Raw genomic sequence first — 21686 nt, 5'->3', positions numbered from 1 at the left:
TTGCGGCACAATCTATGAAATATGAAAAAGACAGTACCTAAGACGAAAATTATTGAATAGAAGCGAAGTTTAGCAGGCCGCTAGTCGAAACTGAATATTGTTTTCTACTGCGCCAGCTTGTCCTTCTTGCGGCGAGAACAGCATAAAACGCAGGGCGTAACGGTATTTATTGCCGCTTAAAGTCGGATAATAGCCTTCATCAACGCTACATTGTACGCGTATAAGTTCGTTTTTATCCTCGGCAGCGCCTTGGTAAAAGCCGTTCTCAGCTACCGCGTTTACAAACTGTCCACGTTCACGAATAAATGACAGGCTAACCGCAATTGCATCGTCTAGAAGCCCTAAGGTATCTAACCATTGTTCAATTTCAGATTGACGCTGTTCAAGCGGTTGCTGTAGCCAAAAGTGCAAATTAGGTAGGTCGAAGCTACATGCGCCGCCAGGTATAGCAAATCGTTGTCTTATCGCACTTAAAAGTTTATCGTCTTTTAGCGCGCTTCCAAAACGCCGATCTGTTTTCAGCTTTTGCTTTAATGTAAGCACGGTTTTTAGCGCTTGCTCTAAAGCGGTGCTGTCTATTTTAGGGTGTTTTGACCAGTACACGAGATTCTTTTCGTGAGCTTCAAGGTCTTTGGTTAAATCTGAACGAAGATCTAGTCTTTCAATGAGATCAAGTAGTTCAAAAAGTTGTTCAAAGAACACCAGCTGAAGATGAGTATGTTCTGATTTCGCGATGATTTTAAGTTGCCCAAGCAGCTGCTCAACACGTAAATAGTTACGTACTTTTTCCTTTAGTGGAAACTCGAATACAGCGCTACCCATGGAACCCCTTAAAACACATAGACTTAGAGAAACTGCACTACGACCTTGTAGTACGGCGAATAACAGCAAGCCTAAAGCATCAAAGCGATTAAGCCAAGCATACTTGCTAGTCGAATCTTTAGTTTGACGTTAATTGGTCAAAAAAGTTTCAAAAAGCAGCGCTGTTGGCCTTGAAGCCCTTTTTTGTAAAGAAAGGAGGTTAAGAAAAGGAAGGTAAGGCTCGAAGAAAGACAGAAGAAGGAGACCGGAAAGTGCAACAGGAACGATAGACAGGGAAGGTAAATAACTAAGACAGATGTAAAAAGGGTTTACTATTTTGCAAACCCCTTATGATTAAGCTGAAACAAGGCTTAGTAGCTTCCGGTGTAGCGTTGACACTTGACTGGCAAGCGCGTCTAGCGTTGTACTGTTGTCCAGCACATCGTCTGCAGCACTAACGCGTTCTTTACGTGAAGCTTGTGAAGCCATAATACTTTTTATGGTTTGCTCTGTGCTACCGTCCCGTTTTAATGCCCGTTCAAGCTGCAATGTCTCTGGACAATCTACCACCACGACGTGGTTGCACATTTCGGTCAGTTTATTTTCAACAAGTAAGGGCACAGATAAAATGCAATAGGGTGATGTAGATTCGCTGATTAGCTGCTGCATACGAGAGCGAATAAGGGGATGCAGCAAACCATTTAACCAATGTTTTTCTTCTTCGGCGGCAAAGACCTTTTCGCGAAGGGCGGCGCGATTAAGGCTTCCATCTTTTAGCAAAATCGTTTCGCCAAAATGCTCGGCAATTTGCCGTAAGCCTTTCGAACCAACTTCAACTACGTCACGTGCCACTTCGTCTGCATCAACAATATCTGTACCGAGTTTTTCAAAAATAGCAGTAGCAGCCGATTTACCGCTGCCTATACCGCCGGTAAGGCCCACTACGAAAACGTTTTGTTTATCCACAACCAATCAGCCTTTTAATTACAGCACTGCATTAAGATAGGCAGTAATGATTTCTTCTTTGTAAAGCAGCGTTAGCCAACCTGCCACGGCCAAATAGGGCCCAAAAGGAATAGCTAACGACTTACCCTTATTTTGAATAACCATAATGAGTATGCCCGCAATGGCACCTACAAATGAAGACAGTAAAATAATGACAGGCAAGCCTTGCCAACCAGTAAATGCCCCAAGCGCTGCAAGCAGTTTGAAATCGCCATAGCCCATGCCTTCCTTACCCGTAGCTAATTTAAATAGCCAATAAACAGACCATAAGCTTAAATAACCGGCCGCTGCACCGATAATGGCATCGGTGGTGCCTACAAAAATGTGTTGCGTGCTCAACAGTAAGCCTAGCCACAGTAGGGGGAGTGTTAACTGGTCGGGTAGCAGCATTTTATCTAAGTCAATAAAGAGCAGCGCAACAAGTACATAGGTGAAAAATACGGCCCACAGCGCCTGAGACGTCACGCCAAACTGATATGCTGCAAACGTGCAGGCTATGGCCGTAAACAACTCAACAAGCGGGTAACGAACGGATATTCCAACTTTGCACTTAGCGCATTTACCTTTAAGGAACAGATAGCTAATAACAGGTACATTTTCCCATGCGCGAATTTTGTGGCCGCAGCTAGGGCAGGTACTGTCTGGCTTTACGAGGTTGAATACTTCCTCTGACGCTGATGAGTTTTTATCGTTAGATGTCGGCTCACCCTCGCTAAAATAGCTTTGGTACTCTTGCTGCCAGCTGCGTTCCATCATAATAGGCAACCGGTAAATCACCACGTTCAAGAAACTGCCAACCATTAAGCTTACAAAAAAGACTAGGGAATAGAATACAGCAGGGTAAAGCTGACTAAGCGTAATTATCGCGTCCATGAAGTGTAGGTCTTATAATTATAATAGTGGTTAGAAAAATTCAGGTGTTAAACCTTGTGTATGGGCGCTACTAAAAAGCGTCGCCCAAATCGTTCACATTTATAGAGCTAGCAATATGTGCAAGTTATACCACGTTACCCATCTGGAATATAGGTAGGTACATGGCCACAATTAAACCGCCGATAACTACGCCTAGTACGGCCATGATCATAGGTTCAAGCAAGCTGGTTAACCCGTCTACCATGTCATCTACTTCTGCTTCGTAAATAGTGGCAATTTTACTCAGCATTTCATCAACCGCGCCCGACTCCTCACCAATCGCAATCATTTGGGTTACCATGTCGGGGAACACTTGAGTCGCTCGCATGGCAACGTGCATAGGCATACCGCCCGCCACTTCTTTTCGTATATACAAAATTGCTTCGCGGTAAACCGCGTTACCGGATGCCCCTGCCGCGGATTCTAGCGCGCCGATAAGCGGGACGCCTGCCGCGAAGGTAGTTGCAAGGGTACGGGTAAAGCGGGCAATACTGGCTTTTTTAAGTATTTCACCAATAACCGGAATCTTTAAAACATTACGGTCTACGCTATCGCGCAGCTTTTGGCTTCGTCTGTGTGCTCGCACAAACATAAAGCCAGCGGCAGCTACACCCATGGCGATAAAAATACCGTAGTCCTGCACAAACCGGGAAATAGCCAGAACCAACTGTGTAAATGCAGGAAGTTCAGCGCCAAAGCTGCTAAAGATTTCTTCAAACTGGGGTACAACAAAAATAAGAAGGATAGTTGTAACAATAAAAGCAACAACCAAAACCGCGATAGGGTAGAACATCGCTTTTTTGATCTTTGATTTTAGTGCTTCAGCTTTTTCTTTATAGGTGGCTATACGGTCGTAAATAGTTTCTAACGCGCCAGATTGTTCGCCTGTGTAAACCAAGTCGCAATACAGGTCATCAAAGTAAAGAGGATGTTTTCTAAGTGCCGAAGAGAGGGGATTACCTGATTTAACTTCTTCAGTTATTTCGCCAAGCAATTTGCGCATTGACGGATTTGCATGACCTTGCGCTATCATTTCCAAAGATTGAATAAGGGTGACACCTGCGGCCAGCATGGTAGCGATTTGACGAGAAATGACAGAAATATCGGCGGGTGTTATTTTTTTCGCGCCACCAAAAAGTGGCTTGGCTAATTTTTTTACCTTATTCGCTGAAATACCTTGGCGACGTAAAAGATTTTTGGCTTCTGAAAGAGAGGTGGCCGAGATTTCGCCTTTTCGAGCTTGGCCATGGCGATCTTTCCCTTGCCAAGTGAATACTGTCGCTGCCTTTGCCATACCCAGAACCTTCTGTTGATTAAAACAAAAAAAGCCCAGTAAAACCGGGCCTTTCGGAATAGAAATCTTCTAGCAGATGGTTGCTGGGTCGCACGATGCATTCCAAACTACACGGTTGCCTTCCATTGTTGCATCTAAGGTATAAGTAGCTCCGTCAAGACCAGAGTTAACTGATGAAGTAGCAGTAATGTCACCATCTTCAGTAGTTATAAGAACGGTATTATCAGTAACTCCGTCACCGTCAGCTGCGATGTCTGCTGGAATACCGTTAGCACCGCCAGAGCATCCTTCCAAAGTACCAAGGGTCTGCGCACAAATCTCAACTGCAGTCTTCGCAGCAGCAGTAGCATTAGTCACTTCCGTAAACTTCGCTTTCTGCGTGTAGTTCTGATAAGCAGGCAATGCGATTGCTGCAAGAATACCGATGATTGCTACAACAATCATTAGTTCGATTAGGGTGAAACCTTTTTGGTTTTTAGAATTCATGTTCATCATGGTTTTTCTCCGGGACGTGTATAACACGTAAAGTTTAAAATCTAATTCAAATTGACGTTTATACCCGAGTCGTCCTTGTTAACGCCCCTGGTACTTGATACTCAGTATAGAATTTTATTTGTCACTGACAAGTATAGGCAAATATACGTATGTCTAGCTTTTGCAGTATGCCATGGTTTGCTGCGCCATGGCAGGCGTGGGCACTTGTACTTTCGTATAAAAGTTAATGACTTATCTACGTATAGCTATCAATACACAGAAAAACATGACGAGAAATAACTGGGGATATTCGTGAGCTCTAGTATCTTTAGTGATACCACAGCTCACGCTTTTTGCTTCGCGGCCAACTAAGGTGTTGACTCCGAATTAGCTGTCTACAATGACTCTAATAATTACTCTATTACGACAGAGTAATTCGCAGCGACAAATCAATTGCCTGAACATGCTTAGTTAAGGCGCCAGATGAAATGTAATCTACACCTAGTTGAGCAAGTGATGCCAGTCGTTCATCAGTAATGTTCCCTGATACTTCCAGTTTACATTGGCCTTTATTAAGCGCTACTGCCTGTTGGATCTGTTCGTTAGAAAAATTATCCAGCATGACAATATCGGCACCCGCTGAAAGAGCCTGCTCAAATTCCGCTAGACTCTCAACCTCTACTTCAACAGGTTTGCCTGGCATCATGGACTTTGCGCGGCTTACCGCTTTTTCTATATTTCCACAAGAAAATATGTGGTTTTCTTTAATTAGAAACGCATCAAATAAACCTACGCGGTGGTTTTGACCGCCGCCACAACGTACTGCGTATTTCTGAGCATAGCGCAGGCCGGGTAAAGTTTTGCGGGTGTCTAAAATTTTAGTGTTAGAGCCAGCTAGAAATTTGGCGTAAAAAGCTGTCACGGTTGAGGTTGCAGAAAGGGTCTGTAAAAAGTTAAGCGCTGTACGTTCGGCAGTTAATATAACGCGAGCAGAGCCTTCCAAACTCACTAATACTGTGTCAGCTTCGACCTTGTCGCCATCTTTTACATGCCAGGTTAGCGACACTGACTCGTCAATAAGCGCAAATGCTTGATTGGCCCAAGCTATGCCGCAAACTACACAAGGCTCGCGAGTAATAATAGTGGCCTGTGCGCTAACACTTTCATCTATCAGGTTTGCGGTAATGTCGTTTGCAGCATTTAATTCGCCGCCAAGATCTTCAATAAGCGCATTTGATACTTGCTCTCGGATCGCTCGCATGTCTGGTGATGTCATTTTCATCGCTTTAATCTATGCTATCTATGTATTTAGAGGGTACGCAATATTAACCATTCTCCGCGCTGAGTAAACTCTAATTGGCGAAGAACGCTCATTCCAAGCAGTATATGGTCATCTTGCATACCGGGGTTTAAGTTTGCTTTTACATCGCGCACCACAATTTCACCAATGCGCAACGTATTAATGGTCGATTCGGCAACTCTCACAACACCATTGGCTGTGCTGGCTAATCCTTCACGTCCTGCTTTGAGTTGAAGCTTATTAGCCAAATGAGCGGGAACGGCTACGTCAGTGGCACCCGTATCAACAAGAAATACCACTTCCTCACCATTGATATAGCCAGTTGTTACATAATGGCCTTGGCGATTTTGTTTAAGGCGTACCTCGGTTTGTGAACCAATGCGTTCGGACGCGGGCTCGCTGTTCGGGTTAATTTGTTTTTCTAGAAGATCTGAAAAAACAAAAACCAGTAGACCAAAACCGCAAATCCAAGCAAGCGCAACCATCCACTTACCCGTTGACGCTGTCGGGTCTTGTTGTTCATTCATGTTTGTACCTTTCTTGTAATAATGGTGCACCGCTTTTCATATCGCTTACTGCTGGGCGTATTCCCTTAAGCAAAGGACTAACGTGCTGATTAGCTTATTAGAATGCAATGTATAGCCCTATACACTTATATCCATATACAATGTAGGCTATAACGCAGAAAATCAATTATCGAAGCAAATACTATGGTGCTTTACAACGAAGCAAAGTACACAGCAAGTCCGCATTGTGATGCTCGTCCTGACAGCACAGACGTTAGCCTGTTAGTGATTCACAATATTTCACTCCCTCCTTCACAGTTTGGTACGCCGGGCATTCGCCAATTGTTTACCGGAACCCTCAATCCTGATGAACATCCTTTTTATAGAGAAATTGCCGGGTTACGGGTCTCTGCTCATTGTGTAATTTATCGAACGGGTGAAATAGAGCAATTTGTGCCCTTTGAACAGCGGGCATGGCACGCGGGCCTGTCTTCATTTCAAGGCCGCAGCCGCTGTAACGACTATGCCATAGGTATTGAACTTGAAGGCACTGATACCTTGCCTTACACCGATGCACAGTACCAAGCCCTTGGCGAACTCACTGATTTTATTACGAGATACTATCCTCGGATCACTTTAGGGCGTATCGTAGGCCATAATGATATAGCACCAGGGCGAAAAACTGACCCTGGTGCAGCTTTCGATTGGGCAAGATATAGAATGCGCGTTGCTGGGTTTAAATAATTTAACTAATCCGCACTGCAGAAATAAAGGAAACTCAATACCTATGATGTTAATGAGCTTGCTATTAGTTCTCAGCCTCGAGCGGTTGATAACAAAAACACCTAATTGGCATATTGAAAAGTATGCCGCTCAATATCGTGCTTTTCTTCAAGATAAAGGTTTAATCAAATTCCAGGAAATGGATGAGGAAAGAGAAGGTAAGGGAAAGAAGGCATCGTCTACTGCGCTTTATTTCTACCTTCTACTTCCTGCACTCATGCTAGGTGCTATTGAATACTGGATGCTCGGCGCATTCCTTACTTTTATAGAGCAGAGTTTAGTGCTGTTCATATGTATTGGCTGTCCGGTATTAAGAAGCGTTTATAAAAATTTCCTGAATGCTGCCGACCGAGGTGACCTTCAGGCGTGCAGTATGTACACCGACCAATTAGGGCATTGTGCAAGTCAATCAGACAGTGACGGAAGTGCGGGTATAGAAGGCAAAACTTTTGGCCAACACCTTACTTGGCTTAATTACCAGCACTATGCTGCTGTGATGCTATGGTTTATTGCATTTGGCGCCCCAGGCGCGCTGTTTTATAGCTTGAGTCGAAGCACAACCGAGGCATTGTGTGATGCAAATCACCCTTTAAAAGCCGCTGCGGGAAGATTAATGTTTGCGCTCGATTATGTTCCTGTTCGCGTTACCGCTTTTGGCATGTTGATGATGGGACATTTCTCACGAGCGTTGCCTGAGTGGATTAAGTATGCACTTCAGTTCGATGTACCTGCATACGATGTGCTTACACAAATTTCTTCGAAAGCTGAGATTTTAACGCCTGATGAACAGCAGTTGCAGGCTGAAAATGCAGCAATAGAGCCGAAGGTGCTTGTAAAGTTAGCAAAACGTAATGTTATTTTTCTTCTTGTAATAACATCAGCGCTCACGCTTGTAGGCAGTCTTGCATAGTCATTATTTTTAACATTTACTAGTCTACTCGGCTTAGAAGGGCGTTTGGTCTATTTATTAATTGTATGTAGATCAGGCGCTTTGCCCCTATTACTGCATTCTCCCTTCCTCATCAGACCAGTTTGCGGTTACTGATTTTTCTTAACAAATTCAACAATAAAGCTTAACACCCAGCAAAAGGTAAATGCTTTGCTATGCTTGTGAGTATTTACCTCGAAATCGATCTGCCTTAAACTAGATAGGTAAAATGGTATTACCAATTGTGTTTGTGATTAAATATTCCACGATTATTTTTTACATTCACCGCTCTTATAACGTCGCTATTGTTATAGAGCACGGTTTAAATAAAAGGATACGTAGCGCGCATGCGGCAGCAGCGAAAAAAACTCTCTGATGTGATTACCGAGCAACTCGAGTCAATGATACTCGACGGTACGTTATTGGCTGGTCAGAAATTACCGCCAGAGAGAGAGCTTGCGCTTGAATTTGATGTATCGCGACCTTCGCTTAGGGAAGCCATTGGTAATTTACAGGCACGTGGGTTGGTAGAACGTAAGCAAGGCGGCGGTACGTTTGTTAATCGCAACCTTAATTCTGCCATGACAGACCCCCTAATGGACTTAGTCAGCCAGCGTCCTGAAACTCAATTTGATTTGCTTGAATTTCGTCATGCGCTTGAAGGGATGGCGGCGTATTATGCGGCACTTCGTGGTCAACCTGAAGATTACAACGCATTGAAGCAAGCACTGAACGACGTACCTACGCCTAAAGCGCACGAAAGCAAGCGTGCCCAAGCTGAGGCGCTAGGACAGTTTTATATCATTATGGCAAGAGCATCACACAATATGGTGTTGTTGCACGTAATGAGCACCATGCAAAGCATGCTGGTGGACAATATTGAACGAAACTTTGACATGCTGGCAGCGCACCCTGAAGCGGTGGAAGACATTGCTAAGCAGCGTCGTGAAATTGTAGAAGCCATTGCTTCTCGCGACCCTGAAGCTGCGCGTCAGGCATGTAATACGCATTTGGCGTTTATTGAAAAAACGCTATTAACCATTAATCAACGCGATACCCGCGTACAGCGTGCATTGCGACGATTAGAGATTTAGTTACTAGTCTGACCTTTTATAAGATAAGGGCTAGATAGCTATTCATTCGCAGAGGCCGGTCAGGTTTTTCCTGTGCCACTGCAAAAGCAGGTGAGCCAGATTGGGTCACTGTGAGTACAACGTAATTTAGTTTTCCTTCTTTTAGCGCCTTTAAGAGTAGAGGCAATGCTAAGGGAGGATTTTCTATATAAGCAAAAAATAGGATGGCACCATGTCTGATATGATGCACCAAGATGTAGATCCTCAAGAAACTAAAGAGTGGATTGATGCGCTTGAGTCGGTTTTAGAAGAGGAAGGCGTAGAACGCGCCCACTATTTACTCGAAAAACTTATTGATAAAGCTCGTCGCAGCGGAGCGCATCTACCGTATGACGCAACTACTGCCTACATCAATACTATCCCTGCAGCACAAGAGCCAAAAATGCCTGGTGACTTGACCATCGAAGCGCGCATCCGTGCGGCAATTCGTTGGAACGCATTGATGATTGTATTGCGTGCATCTAAGAAAGACCTAGAGCTTGGTGGTCACATTGGTAGCTTCGCATCATCGGCTATGCTTTACGATGTTGGCTTTAACCACTTCTTCAAAGCGCCTAACGAGAACCAAGGCGGCGACTTTATTTTCGCACAGGGCCATATTTCTCCAGGTATTTATGCGCGCTCTTACATGGAAGGCAACTTAACTGAAGAGCAGTTAAATAACTTCCGTCAAGAGTGTGCTGGCGATGGTCTATCGTCTTACCCGCACCCTCACTTGATGAAAGACTACTGGCAGTTCCCAACCGTATCTATGGGTCTTGGTCCACTTCAAGCTATCTACACAGCGCGCTTCCTTAAGTACCTAACTAACCGTGGTATCAAAGACTGTTCAGGTCAGCGCGTTTACTGCTACATGGGTGACGGTGAGTGTGATGAGCCAGAGAGCTTGGGTGCAATTGGTCTTGCTTCTCGTGAAGGCCTAGACAACCTAACGTTTGTTATCAACTGTAACCTTCAGCGTCTAGACGGACCGGTACGTGGTAACGGCAAAATTATCCAAGAACTTGAAGGTACGTTCCGCGGCGCTGGCTGGGAAGTAGTGAAAGTTATTTGGGGTAGCTACTGGGATGAGCTATTAGCTCGTGATAAATCTGGCAAGCTAATTCAGCTTATGGGTGAAACGGTAGACGGTGAATACCAGAACTGTAAAGCCAAAGGCGGCAAGTACACCCGTGAAAACTTCTTCAACAAGTATCCTGAAACAGCGGCACTTGTAGCGAACATGTCTGACGACGACATCTGGCGCTTGAACCGTGGTGGTCACGATCCAGTTAAAGTATTCGCGGCTTACCAAAAAGCCATTGATACGAAAGGTCGTCCAACGGTAATCCTTGCTAAAACGGTTAAAGGTTTCGGTCTAGGTGCATCAGGCGAAGCACAAAACGTAGCGCACAACGTTAAGAAAATGGACGTTGATTCAATCAAAGCGTTCCGCGACCGTTTCAATATTCCAGTAGCAGACGAGAAAATTGCTGACCTGCCATACTTCAAGTTCGACGAAGACAGCGAAGAAATGAAGTACCTTCGCGAGCGTCGTGAAGCACTAGGTGGTTATCTGCCTTCTCGCCGTGAACAGGCTGAAGAGCAGCTTGAAATTCCTGAGCTAAGTGCATTCGACGCTATCTTAAAAGGGTCAGGCGATCGTCAAGTATCATCAACCATGACGTTTGTACGTGTACTTAACGCATTGTTGAAAGATAAGAAAATTGGTAAGCGTATTGTGCCAATTATTCCTGATGAAGCCCGTACATTCGGTATGGAAGGCTTATTCCGTCAGGTAGGTATTTACGCCAATGAAGGCCAGAAATACGTACCACAAGATGCCGACCAAGTCGCTTACTATCGCGAAGATAAGAAAGGTCAGGTATTACAAGAAGGTATTAACGAACTAGGTGCAATGGCGTCGTGGGTAGCGTCGGGTACGTCTTACTCAACGTGTAACGCTACCACTATTCCGTTCTACATCTACTACTCGATGTTTGGTTTCCAACGTGTTGGTGACTTGGCATGGGCAGCAGGCGATAGCCAAGCACGTGGTTTCCTTTTAGGCGCAACTGCAGGTAGAACCACGCTTAACGGTGAAGGTCTACAGCACCAAGACGGCCACTCACATGTGCAAGCGAACCTAATTCCTAACTGTATTACTTACGACCCAACGTATGGCTACGAAGTAGCAGTTATCGTTCAAGACGGTCTACGTCGCATGTACGGTAATAACGAGAATATTTTCTATTACCTAACATTGATGAACGAAAACTATCAGCACCCAGAAATGCCTGACGGTGATGATGTTGCCGAGCAAATCATTAAAGGTATTTACAAGCTAGAGCGTGTTGAAAACGACAAGTCTAAGCTTAACGTACAGCTAATGGGCTCAGGCACTATCTTGAATGAAGTACGTAAAGCGGCACAAATTCTTTGTGACGACTACAACGTATCTTCTGACGTTTACTCAGTGACCTCGTTCAACGAGCTAGCGCGTGAAGGTCAAGACGTAGCACGCTGGAACATGCTAAACCCAGAAGCTGAGCAAAAAGTACCTTACATCGGTCAGGTAATTACGAAAGATGCAGGTCCTGCGATTTCTGCCACTGACTATGTGAAGAACTACTCAGACCAAGTACGCGCGTTCATCGAAACTGAATACCGCTGCCTAGGTACAGACGGTTTCGGTCGAAGCGATAGCCGTGAAAACTTGCGTACTCACTTTGAAGTTAATGCGTCATACATTGTGGTGGCATCACTTTACGAATTGGCTCAGCGCGGTGACGTTGAGAAGAAAGTGGTAGCAGAAGCCATTAAGCGTTTTGAAATTAACGCTGAAAAACTTAACCCACTTTACGCGTAAGCCAGATAAGGTATTTTACATATGTCAGATATTCAAAAGATTATCGTACCCGACGTAGGCGGTGACGAAGTTGAAGTTATCGAGCTATGTGTTGCCGTAGGCGACAACATTGAGGCTGATGAAGGCGTTGTTACTGTTGAAAGTGACAAGGCGTCAATGGACATCCCAGCACCGTTTGAAGGTGAGATTGTAAGCCTGTCTGTATCAGTAGGCGATAAAATCAAAGAAGGCGATGTGATTGGTGAAATGAAAGTTGCCAATGGTGACAGTGCCGATGAAGGCGCGTCTGAAGAAAACGCTTCAGATGAATCTTCTAAAGAAGATGCACCTGAGCAAGAAGAAGCACCAAAAGACGAAAGCAAGTCAGAGGCAGCACCTGCTGCGTCTGGCGGCAGCGATGTGATTGAAGTTGCAGTACCGGATATCGGTTCTGACGACGAAGTAGACGTAATTGACGTATTGGTTTCAGTGGGCGACACCATTGAAAAAGAAGATGGGCTAATTACCCTTGAAACCGATAAAGCAACCATGGACGTTCCTTCAACACACGCAGGTACGGTGAAAGAAGTATTCATCAGTACTGGCGATAAAGTGAAAGAAGGCACAGTTGTTATTAAGCTTGAAGTAGCGGGCTCAGGCTCGTCTTCAAGTGAATCGGCGTCTAGCGATGCTTCTTCTGAAGCATCTGCACCGGCTGCGCAGGAAAGTTCAAAGCAAGAATCAGCGCCAGCGGCGTCTGCAGGTAGCGAGACTATCGAAGTTGCTGTACCAGACATTGGTGAAGACGGTGAAGTTGACGTCATCGACGTACTTGTATCGGTTGGCGACACCGTTGAAAAAGAAGACGGTCTTATCACGCTAGAAACTGATAAAGCGACCATGGATGTGCCTTCAACACATGCAGGTACGATTAAAGAAGTCTTTATCAAAGCAGGTGACAAAGTTAAGCAAGGCACTTTGGTTGTTAAGCTTGAGACCAGCGGTGGTTCGTCTTCAAGTGCAGCTGAAGCGCCTAAGCAAGAAGCACCTAAACAGGAAGCAGCTAAAAAAGAAGAACCCAAGCAAGCGTCACAGCAAGAAGCTTCGCAAGGCCGCTCTCCTGTGCCGCCAGCGCCAGAAGCTTAAGAATACAGGTAAAGCACATGCTTCTCCTTCCGTTCGCCGTATTGCTCGTGAGTTTGGTGTAGACCTGACTCAAGTTAACGGTTCTGGCCCTAAAAACCGTATCTTGAAAGAAGACGTTCAGGCTTATGTGAAAGCTGAGCTTGCTAAGCCTCGCACAGCAGCCGCTTCAGGCAGCGCGCCAGCAGGCGACAACGTACTTCAAATTGTGCCAGTTAAACCTGTTGATCACAGCAAGTTTGGTGAGATTGAAGAGCAAAAGCTTTCTCGAATTCAAAAGATCTCTGGACCGTTCTTACATCGTAACTGGGCGACTATCCCGCACGTTACGCAGTTCGACGAAGCAGATATCACTGAAGTTGAAGACTTCCGTAAAGAGCAAAACGCTTACCACGCGAAAATTAAGTCTGGTCTTAAGATCACGCCATTAGTATTCGTTATGAAAGCGGTAGCGAAAGCCCTTGAGAAATATGAAGTATTTAACTCATCACTGTCTGACGACGGCGAAAGCTTAATCATCAAGAAGTTCATCAACATTGGTATTGCGGTTGAAACACCGGGAGGCCTTGTTGTACCTGTTATTCGTGACGTGAATAAGAAAGGTATTGAAGAGCTTTCTCGTGAGCTTATTGAAACATCTAAGAAAGCCCGTGAAGGCAAGCTTAAAGCGGCTGACATGCAGGGTGGAACGTTCACCATCTCTAGCCTAGGTGGTATTGGTGGCACGGCGTTTACGCCTATTGTAAATGCACCAGAAGTCGCCATATTAGGTGTATCTAAGTCTGAGATGAAGCCTAAGTGGAATGGTAAAGAGTTTGAGCCGCGCCTAATGGTGCCGCTAAGCCTGTCTTACGACCACCGAGTAATCGATGGTGCGGTAGGTGCAAGATTCTCTACTGAGGTTGCTGCCAACCTAACTGACTTACGCAGAATCATACTTTAAATAAAAGGCCGAAAAAGTTTACAATATCAGTAACATTTTCGATGATTTTATCAGCCTTTTTGACGGCATTTAGGTTATGCTATTACACAAAAGTAATAGCATGACCCTACAAGAACAGGATTGAGGTTCACAATGAGCGAAATTAAAACGCAATTGGTGGTACTGGGCGGCGGCCCTGGCGGTTATTCAGCAGCATTCCGTGCGGCTGACTTAGGTATTGAAACAGTTATCGTAGACTCACGCGACACGCTTGGTGGTGTTTGTCTTAACGTTGGTTGTATCCCTTCAAAAGCCCTTCTTCACGTTGCTAAAGTGATGAAAGAAGCGAAGCACCTTGCTAGCCATGGTGTATCGTTTGGCGAGCCTACCATCGATTTAGATAAAATCCGCGAATACAAAGACGGCGTTGTTAAGCAATTAACAAATGGTCTTAGCGGTATGTCTAAAATGCGTAAAACCAAGCATGTACAAGGCTTCGGTAAATTTACAGGCGCAAACACCCTAGAAGTAAAAAATGGTGACGACGTTACTACTATTACTTTTGAAAAAGCGATTATCGCTGCGGGTTCTGAGCCAGTAAGCCTACCGTTCATCCCAGAAGATGACCGTGTAATTGACTCAACTGGCGCACTGGAAATGAAAGACATTCCAGAGAAAATGCTAGTACTAGGCGGTGGTATCATCGGTCTAGAAATGGGTACTGTGTACGAAGCACTTGGCTCGAAAATCGATGTAGTTGAATTCTTAGATCAGCTAATTCCAGCCGCTGACAAAGACATCATGAAAGTGTTCATGAAAGACTACAAAGACAAGTTTAACATCATGCTTGAAACTAAAGTGACTGCGGTTGAAGCAAAAGACGATGGCTTGTATGTAACATTTGAAGGTAAGAACGCACCTGCTGAGCCAGTGCGCTACGACAAAGTACTTGTTGCTGTTGGTCGTAAGCCAAACGGTAAGCTAGTTGGCGCAGATGCAGCTGGCGTAAACGTTGACGAGCGTGGCTTCATCAACGTTGATAAGCAAATGCGTACTAACGTTGACCACATCTTCGCAATCGGTGACCTTGTAGGTCAGCCAATGCTTGCGCACAAAGCGGTTCACGAAGGTCACGTTGCAGCAGAAGTTATTGCTGGACAGAAGCATTACTTCGACCCACGTGCTATTCCTTCAGTAGCGTACACTGAGCCAGAAGTTGCTTGGGTTGGTCTAACTGAAAAAGAAGCGAAAGAGCAGGGCGTAAGCTATGAAACAGCAACCTTCCCGTGGGCAGCTTCGGGCCGTGCCATTGCATCTGATGCAACTAACGGTATGACTAAGATGATTTTCGAAAAAGAAACGGGCCGCGTAATCGGTGGTGCTATGGTAGGTACCAACGCGGGCGAAATGCTTGGCGAAATCGGCCTAGCTATTGAGATGGGTGCTGATGCTGAAGACGTAGCATTAACTATCCATGCTCACCCAACGCTTAACGAATCAATTGGTCTTGCGTCTGAAATCTTCGAAGGAAGCATTACTGACCTGCCAAACCCGAAAGCAAAGAAAAAGAAGTAAATTAGCTTCTTTATAAGTCACTTTAAAAACCCGCTTTTAAGCGGGTTTTTATTTGCGCTTTGAATGTTTTAGAACCACTTTACTTGCGGTAACAGGCCGCGATTACAAACATGTTAAGTCTCGCTGAGTGGTGAGTTATCTGAGCGGACTAGTATTAAGCCGTTTCTTTTCCAACCGCTACGGTGTCGCGTCCTTCGGCCATTTCATCATTGCTGGGCATTTTCAAATGCGCTGGCGTAAATTCTTTACAATCCATATTGCGCTGGTCCATAAAGCGTTTAACCGTATCGGCACAATATGCTTTGCGGCAGCACTGAGACAGCAGCATCTCGTGGCGCTGAACACGCTCACGTATAAACTTAACTACTAAGCCCCTAAGCCACTGCAAGCCAGCGTCTTGGTCTTGGCGCTTATGCCACATTACAGATAGAGGGGAGCTAATAATTTCTACAGGCGTTTCAAACACTGCTAGTTCACCTGAGAAAATCTCTCTCTCCATTACAAGCGAGGGCGCAACGCAAATAAGGTTACTCTCTTTTAATAGCGGGGTAGCGTTGTAAAACTGATTTACTGACATAGCAACGCGGCGCTTGAGGCCCAAATTAGCGAGCGCCTGATCGGTTGGGCCGGTTACATCGCCTGTCACTGACACTAGCAAGTGATCTGCTGCTACAAAGTCTTCCAACGATAGTTGTGATTTTGCTAGTGGATGATCGGGGCGCATTACCACAACCCAGCTTGGGTCAAGCACATGTTCAGAGCGAATTACAGAGCCGGGCTCTTGGTGTTTAGAGAAGGTCAGTTCAGCTTCGGCATCTTTAAGTATTTTATCCGTTTCCATATCGTAATTAGGAATAGCATGGATATTAATACCAGGCGCCTCATTCTCAATAACTTTGCGTAGCGGCCCCCACACCATAGAAACGATGCTGTCAGTTGCAGCTATACGAAAGGTACGCTTAGCCGTTGCAGGGTTAAAGTCAGTTGGGTTAACGGCAACTTCAAGTTCGCCTAACGGGCCTTGAATCTGACTCCACAAGTTTTTAGCAAAAGAGGTAGGCTGAATACCACGGCCGTCTTTTACAAATAGCTCGTCGTTCCAAGCAGTGCGCATGCGGGACAATGCATTAGAGACCGCAGGTTGCGTCATCGATAGTCTATCGGCTGCGCGAGTAATGGCACCCTCAGTCATGATGGCATCAAAAATCATCAATAAATTTAAATCATGTGGACGCATGGTTGTCTCCGGTGTCTATTGCGGACAATCTGCTTTCATCAATCGAACAATGAAAAAAGCTGCCGTTTACCTCGTTTTTGGCTATGTAATTTAACTGACATAGTTTAGTTATAGGTTATAGCTAAAAGCATTTATTTTCCAAATGAATGCGACGAGCGACATTGGTACACTCCACCGCTGTAACCTTTGATTTTCCTAAGTTCACGCTTTTTATACGGTTATTTTTAGTTTCTCTACGAAACCATGCTTTCAAATCTTTAAAAGCAGTTGTCTCTTTTAGCCCGATCTCCGATACATAATATCATGTGATATGTTTCATATAAAAAGATAATTATTTTTATTGTTTGAGGGTGTGCATAATGCGCGGCATCAAACTTTAGTCTAACTTTTTAGAGAATCTTGCAATGAATACTTTTACCCGTTTATTGGCAATAGTCAGCCTAACTGCGCTTGTCGCTGCATGCGGTGGTGACGAGCAGGATCCAAGTCAATCAATGAGCGCAAACAAAAATGCAGGCGTTCCTGTTGATGTGGCTACCGTAGTGACTCAGCGTTTAACTGAGTGGGATAATTTCACTGGCCGTTTAGAATCGCCGCACATTGTTGCACTTCGACCTCGCGTATCGGGCTATATCGATTTTGTCGCTTTTGATGAAGGAGAGTACGTTGAACAAGGGCAAACGTTATTCTTAATTGATAATCGGTCATTTAAAGCTGAAGTGAACCGCTTAACTGCGCAGCTTGAAGAAGCGAAGAGCCGCGTTAAATTGGCGGAGCAAAACTACAGCAGAGCTTTTAAACTTCGCAAGACACAAGCGGTGTCTGAAGAAGTGTTAGATGCTCGCCTAGCTGAAAAAAACCAAGCGCTAGCCAGCTTGAATCAAACGCAAGCAGCGCTGGAAGTAGCGCGTTTGAATCGTGGCTTTGCTCGTGTCGAAGCGCCTATTTCAGGTCGCATATCTCGTGCAAATATCACCGAAGGCAATTTTGTTACAGCTGGACAAACAGAGTTGACTCGCATCGTATCGACCGACCGTTTATATGCGTATTTCGATATTGATGAGCAGACGTACCTAAACTATCTAACTGATAAATCAGCGGCTTCAACAGCAGTGAGCGAGCAGCCAGTAGCGATGCGCCTTGCTAACGAGTCTGATTATAACCACTGGGGTCAAATTGATTTCATCGACAACCAGGTTAACGGTAGCACAGGCACACTTCGCGTTCGCGCCGTATTTAATAACGAAGAAGGTCGTTTAATTCCTGGCCTATTTGCACACTTAAAATTGGCAGGTGACACCGATGAACAGGGCATTCTTATTAAAGAAAAAGCTATCGGCACAGATCTTAATAATAAGTTTGTACTGGTTGTAAACGACGAAAGTAAAGTGGAATACCGTGCGGTTAAGCTAGGCGACAAAGTGGGCAGCATGCGCATCATCACAAGCGGCTTGAATGTAAACGACACCATTGTGGTTGATGGCCTTCAGCGCGTTCGCCCTGGTGCCCAGGTCGCCGCTAACGAAGTGCCTATGGGTGATGAAGATGCTCTGGCAAACTTATCTAGCTGGCAGTCACGTGTTGATAATGCAACACAAGTAACCCAAAGCATGGCGCAGGTTGAAGATGTTTTATCTGGTGGTTCATTTACCTCAGGTGCAGCAACAGCAGGTCTTAAGTAATGAATATCTCGCAGTTTTTCATTAGCCGCCCGATTTTTGCGGGCGTGCTTTCCCTACTTATTTTTATAGGTGGTGCTCTTGCTGTCTGGCAACTGCCTATCACTGAATACCCTGAAGTAGTGCCGCCTACCGTGGTGGTAACTGCGAATTATCCTGGTGCAAACCCAGAAGTTATCGCCGAAACAGTTGCAACGCCGCTAGAGCAAGAGATTAATGGTGTTGAAGATATGCTTTATATGTCTTCTCAAGCTACCAGTGATGGGCGTATGACGCTAACTGTTACCTTCGCGATTGGTACAGACCCAGACGAAGCAACCACGCTGGTGCAAAACCGTGTGAATCGTGCTACACCGCGTTTACCTCAAGAAGTGCAGCGCTTAGGTGTGGTTACCGAAAAGTCCTCGCCAGATTTAACCATGGTGGTGCATTTAACGTCGCCCGATAAACGTTATGACATGCTGTATCTTTCAAACTATGCCGATCAGTTTGTTAAAGATGAGCTAGCGCGAATCAATGGCGTTGGGCAAGTGCGCCTGTTCGGTGCTGGTGAATTCAGCATGCGAGTGTGGTTAGACCCTAACAAACTGGCTGCGCTCCAGTTAAACCCTGGCGATGTGGCAGCAGCTATTGCCGACCAAAACCAGCAAGCGGCGGCAGGTAGCCTAGGTGCACAGCCTACGGGTACCAGCGAATTTCAGCTGCTTATCAATGTGCGCGGCCGTTTAAAAGATGAAGCCGAATTTGAAAATATTATTGTTAAGTCGGGTGAGAATGGTGAAATAACCCGTCTGAAAGACGTTGCGCGTATCGAGCTAGGTTCAGAGTTTTATGCACTTCGTTCACTTATTAACAATAACCCTGCGGCAGCGGTGCCGGTTTTTCAGGCACCAGGCTCTAATGCGATCCAAATTTCAGATGACGTTCGCGCTCGTATGGCGGAACTGTCAAAAGCGTTCCCTGAAGGCCTTGAATACGAAATTGCCTACGACCCTACCGTATTTGTTCGCGGTTCGATTGAAGCGGTAATTAGTACACTTCTTGAAGCTGTATTGTTAGTTGTACTTGTTGTTGTACTGTTCTTACAAACATGGCGTGCGTCTATTATTCCACTCGTTGCAGTACCTATTTCACTTGTGGGAACGTTCGCGTTTATGCAACTAATGGGCTTCTCGCTGAATGCACTGTCTCTGTTTGGCCTTGTATTAGCAATCGGTATTGTTGTGGACGACGCTATCGTTGTTGTCGAAAACGTAGAGCGTAATATCTCTGAAGGCAAAGCGCCGTTTGAAGCCACCGTACAGGCAATGAAAGAAGTAACCGGTCCTATCATTGCCACAACATTGGTACTTGCTGCGGTATTCGTACCTACTGCTTTCATGAGCGGTCTTACCGGGCAGTTCTATAAGCAGTTTGCGCTAACAATTACTATCTCTACGGTAATTTCTGCAATTAACTCGTTAACGCTTAGCCCTGCTTTATCTGCATTGCTGTTGAAACCTCACGGTAAAGCGAATGACTGGTTAACCCGTTTAATGGATAAAGTGTTTGGCCGCTTTGTATTTTCACCGTTTAACCGTTTCTTTGACCGTAACTCAAAGCGCTACACTGGTGCTGTGGGGGGGCTTATCCGTAAAAGCAGTATCATCATGGTGCTTTACGCGGGTCTGCTAGGACTCACTTACTTCCAGTTTGCCAATACACCTACAGGCTACGTTCCGCCGCAAGATAAACAGTATTTGGTCGCCTTTGCTCAACTGCCTAATGCAGCAAGCTTAGACAGAACTGAAGAAGTGATCCGTGAAATGTCTCGTATTGCTATGGAACACCCTGGTGTTGAAGATGCAATTGCATTCCCTGGCTTGAATATTAACGGGTTTACCAATAGTCCAAGCTCAGGCGTGTTGTTTGCAACCCTGACTGACTTTGATAAAAGAACGACGCCTGATCTATCTGGTGGCGCCATTGCTGCCCAGCTTAACCAGAACTTTGGGTCTATAAAAGGTGCCTTTGTGGCGATATTCCCGCCGCCACCAGTAATGGGGTTAGGCACGATTGGTGGTTTCCGTTTGCAGGTTGAAGACAGAGGAAACCTAGGCTTTGAAGAACTTGAGCGCGTAACGCAAGAAGTGATTGGCAAAGCGTGGGCACACCCAGCGCTTACCGATGCATTCACTAGCTTCACTGTTGCTGTACCTCAGCTCGATGTAGATGTAGACCGTGAAAAAGCGGTAAGCCAAGGTGTAAACATCGATACCTTGTTTACCACCATGCAGGGCTACTTAGGTTCGTTATACGTGAACGACTTCAACTTGTTCGGTAGAACGTATCAAGTAAATGTACAAGCTGATGCCCAATACCGTCAGGATATTGAGAACATTACGCAGTTTAAAGTGCGTAATGCACAAGGTGAGATGATCCCGCTTGGCTCATTCTTGAACATTGAGCACAGTGCAGGCCCTGACCGTGTTATGCACTATAACGGATACGTCACCGCTGAAATAAACGGTGCAGCAGCGCCAGGCTATTCGTCTGACCAAGCGAAGGCAGCTATTGAAGAAATACTGGCTGAAACCTTACCCCTTGGCATGACTTACGAGTGGACTGAGATCACTTATCAGCAGATATTAGCGGGTAATGCATCAGCGTTTGTATTCCCATTGGTTGTGCTTTTAGTGTTTTTAGTACTGGCTGCGCAATACGAAAGCCTGCGTTTGCCACTGGCAATCATATTGATTGTTCCCATGACCTTGCTGAGCGCGCTTATTGGTGTGCAAGTTTATGGCGGCGACAACAATATTTTTACCCAAATAGGTTTGATTGTACTGGTTGGCCTTGCAACGAAGAACGCCATTCTTATTGTCGAGTTTGCAAAAGAGCTACAAGACAAGGGGATGGACGCGCTTTCAGCCATTAAAGAAGCAAGTCGCTTACGTCTTCGTCCAATACTAATGACATCCATTGCTTTCATCATGGGTGTGCTGCCAATGGCGGTATCAACCGGTGCCGGCTCTGAAATGCGTCAGGCCATGGGTGTGGCAGTATTCTCAGGCATGATTGGTGTTACGGTATTTGGACTTATCTTAACTCCGGTATTTTATTACCTCATACAGCGTAAAGGTTAACTCTCCCGTCTACCCAAGCGTTGCCCCCTTAAGGGGCTCTTT

The 21686-nt window shown here is 45.4% G+C and carries 15 protein-coding genes and 1 pseudogene; 8 read left to right on the top strand and 8 right to left on the bottom strand.

Translation table 11 applies throughout. The features are described 5' to 3' along the window. Positions 1-69: 69 nt before the first annotated feature. From zapD to ACYX4M_RS01800, 7 genes are all read right to left on the bottom strand, one after another. Positions 70-822 carry a cell division protein ZapD gene (gene zapD / locus ACYX4M_RS01830; RefSeq protein WP_476081648.1) on the bottom strand — a complete coding sequence of 251 codons (753 nt, stop codon included), beginning with the start codon at positions 820-822 and terminating at the stop codon, positions 70-72. Positions 823-1155: 333 nt separating this feature from the next. Further along, positions 1156-1767, bottom strand: coding sequence for a dephospho-CoA kinase (coaE, locus tag ACYX4M_RS01825; RefSeq protein ID WP_476081647.1), 612 nt, complete (start codon positions 1765-1767; stop codon positions 1156-1158). An 18-nt stretch (positions 1768-1785) separates the two neighbouring features. Continuing rightward, positions 1786-2679 (bottom strand): prepilin peptidase, encoded by an 894-nt coding sequence (locus ACYX4M_RS01820; RefSeq protein WP_476081646.1) that lies wholly within the window; start codon positions 2677-2679, stop codon positions 1786-1788. A 124-nt stretch (positions 2680-2803) separates the two neighbouring features. Then, on the bottom strand, positions 2804-4012 hold the full coding sequence (locus ACYX4M_RS01815; RefSeq protein ID WP_476081645.1) for a type II secretion system F family protein: 1209 nt from the start codon (positions 4010-4012) through the stop codon (positions 2804-2806). Between the two features lie 69 nt (positions 4013-4081). Next, positions 4082-4507 carry a pilin gene (locus tag ACYX4M_RS01810; protein WP_334056774.1) on the bottom strand — a complete coding sequence of 142 codons (426 nt, stop codon included), beginning with the start codon at positions 4505-4507 and terminating at the stop codon, positions 4082-4084. 400 nt (positions 4508-4907) lie between these two features. Then, on the bottom strand, positions 4908-5762 hold the full coding sequence (gene nadC, locus ACYX4M_RS01805; RefSeq protein ID WP_476081644.1) for a carboxylating nicotinate-nucleotide diphosphorylase: 855 nt from the start codon (positions 5760-5762) through the stop codon (positions 4908-4910). 32 nt (positions 5763-5794) lie between these two features. After that, complete coding sequence (locus tag ACYX4M_RS01800) at positions 5795-6313, bottom strand: retropepsin-like aspartic protease family protein (RefSeq protein ID WP_476081643.1); 519 nt, start codon at positions 6311-6313, stop codon at positions 5795-5797. 183 nt (positions 6314-6496) lie between these two features. Between ACYX4M_RS01800 and ampD the strand changes: the two genes are divergently transcribed. From ampD to lpdA, 6 genes and pseudogenes are all read left to right on the top strand, one after another. Next, positions 6497-7036: a 1,6-anhydro-N-acetylmuramyl-L-alanine amidase AmpD gene (gene ampD, locus ACYX4M_RS01795; RefSeq protein ID WP_476081642.1), complete on the top strand. Its 540-nt coding sequence runs from the start codon at positions 6497-6499 to the stop codon at positions 7034-7036. A 43-nt stretch (positions 7037-7079) separates the two neighbouring features. After that, complete coding sequence (gene ampE, locus ACYX4M_RS01790; protein ID WP_476081641.1) at positions 7080-7985, top strand: beta-lactamase regulator AmpE; 906 nt, start codon at positions 7080-7082, stop codon at positions 7983-7985. Positions 7986-8350: 365 nt separating this feature from the next. Then, complete coding sequence (gene pdhR / locus ACYX4M_RS01785) at positions 8351-9097, top strand: pyruvate dehydrogenase complex transcriptional repressor PdhR (protein WP_014950397.1); 747 nt, start codon at positions 8351-8353, stop codon at positions 9095-9097. A gap of 211 nt (positions 9098-9308) precedes the next feature. Beyond that, complete coding sequence (gene aceE / locus ACYX4M_RS01780) at positions 9309-11984, top strand: pyruvate dehydrogenase (acetyl-transferring), homodimeric type (RefSeq protein WP_476081640.1); 2676 nt, start codon at positions 9309-9311, stop codon at positions 11982-11984. Between the two features lie 21 nt (positions 11985-12005). Further along, a pseudogene (gene aceF / locus ACYX4M_RS01775) lies at positions 12006-14049 on the top strand (pyruvate dehydrogenase complex dihydrolipoyllysine-residue acetyltransferase). 132 nt (positions 14050-14181) lie between these two features. Further along, positions 14182-15603 carry a dihydrolipoyl dehydrogenase gene (gene lpdA, locus ACYX4M_RS01770; protein ID WP_476081639.1) on the top strand — a complete coding sequence of 474 codons (1422 nt, stop codon included), beginning with the start codon at positions 14182-14184 and terminating at the stop codon, positions 15601-15603. A gap of 154 nt (positions 15604-15757) precedes the next feature. On the opposite strand, the gene ACYX4M_RS01765 is transcribed toward lpdA, so the two are convergent. Continuing rightward, positions 15758-16840 carry a LysR family transcriptional regulator gene (locus ACYX4M_RS01765; RefSeq protein WP_476081638.1) on the bottom strand — a complete coding sequence of 361 codons (1083 nt, stop codon included), beginning with the start codon at positions 16838-16840 and terminating at the stop codon, positions 15758-15760. Positions 16841-17244: 404 nt separating this feature from the next. Between ACYX4M_RS01765 and ACYX4M_RS01760 the strand changes: the two genes are divergently transcribed. Both ACYX4M_RS01760 and ACYX4M_RS01755 read left to right on the top strand, forming a co-directional pair. Further along, complete coding sequence (locus tag ACYX4M_RS01760) at positions 17245-18522, top strand: efflux RND transporter periplasmic adaptor subunit (RefSeq protein ID WP_476081637.1); 1278 nt, start codon at positions 17245-17247, stop codon at positions 18520-18522. Next, on the top strand, positions 18522-21644 hold the full coding sequence (locus ACYX4M_RS01755) for an efflux RND transporter permease subunit (protein ID WP_476081636.1): 3123 nt from the start codon (positions 18522-18524) through the stop codon (positions 21642-21644). The genes ACYX4M_RS01760 and ACYX4M_RS01755 overlap by 1 nt, the downstream gene beginning before the upstream one ends. Positions 21645-21686: the final 42 nt, after the last annotated feature.

The sequence above is a fragment of the Alteromonas sp. ABV4_150 genome (assembly GCF_056311745.1).
The sequence above is the reverse complement of the archived record's forward strand: the minus strand, read 5'-3'. Positions and strand labels throughout refer to the sequence as shown.

What these genes read in the sequence shown, in the direction of transcription:
- ACYX4M_RS01820 (WP_476081646.1), bottom strand. Translation starts at nt 2,679, where the DNA reads ATGGACGCGATAATTACGCTTAGTCAGCTTTACCCTGCTGTATTCTAT.
- zapD (WP_476081648.1), bottom strand. Translation starts at nt 822, where the DNA reads ATGGGTAGCGCTGTATTCGAGTTTCCACTAAAGGAAAAAGTACGTAAC.
- aceE (WP_476081640.1), top strand. Translation starts at nt 9,309, where the DNA reads ATGTCTGATATGATGCACCAAGATGTAGATCCTCAAGAAACTAAAGAG.
- ampE (WP_476081641.1), top strand. Translation starts at nt 7,080, where the DNA reads ATGATGTTAATGAGCTTGCTATTAGTTCTCAGCCTCGAGCGGTTGATA.
- ACYX4M_RS01760 (WP_476081637.1), top strand. Translation starts at nt 17,245, where the DNA reads ATGAATACTTTTACCCGTTTATTGGCAATAGTCAGCCTAACTGCGCTT.
- ampD (WP_476081642.1), top strand. Translation starts at nt 6,497, where the DNA reads ATGGTGCTTTACAACGAAGCAAAGTACACAGCAAGTCCGCATTGTGAT.
- nadC (WP_476081644.1), bottom strand. Translation starts at nt 5,762, where the DNA reads ATGACATCACCAGACATGCGAGCGATCCGAGAGCAAGTATCAAATGCG.
- ACYX4M_RS01815 (WP_476081645.1), bottom strand. Translation starts at nt 4,012, where the DNA reads ATGGCAAAGGCAGCGACAGTATTCACTTGGCAAGGGAAAGATCGCCAT.
- ACYX4M_RS01810 (WP_334056774.1), bottom strand. Translation starts at nt 4,507, where the DNA reads ATGATGAACATGAATTCTAAAAACCAAAAAGGTTTCACCCTAATCGAA.
- ACYX4M_RS01755 (WP_476081636.1), top strand. Translation starts at nt 18,522, where the DNA reads ATGAATATCTCGCAGTTTTTCATTAGCCGCCCGATTTTTGCGGGCGTG.
- ACYX4M_RS01765 (WP_476081638.1), bottom strand. Translation starts at nt 16,840, where the DNA reads ATGCGTCCACATGATTTAAATTTATTGATGATTTTTGATGCCATCATG.
- pdhR (WP_014950397.1), top strand. Translation starts at nt 8,351, where the DNA reads ATGCGGCAGCAGCGAAAAAAACTCTCTGATGTGATTACCGAGCAACTC.
- ACYX4M_RS01800 (WP_476081643.1), bottom strand. Translation starts at nt 6,313, where the DNA reads ATGAATGAACAACAAGACCCGACAGCGTCAACGGGTAAGTGGATGGTT.
- lpdA (WP_476081639.1), top strand. Translation starts at nt 14,182, where the DNA reads ATGAGCGAAATTAAAACGCAATTGGTGGTACTGGGCGGCGGCCCTGGC.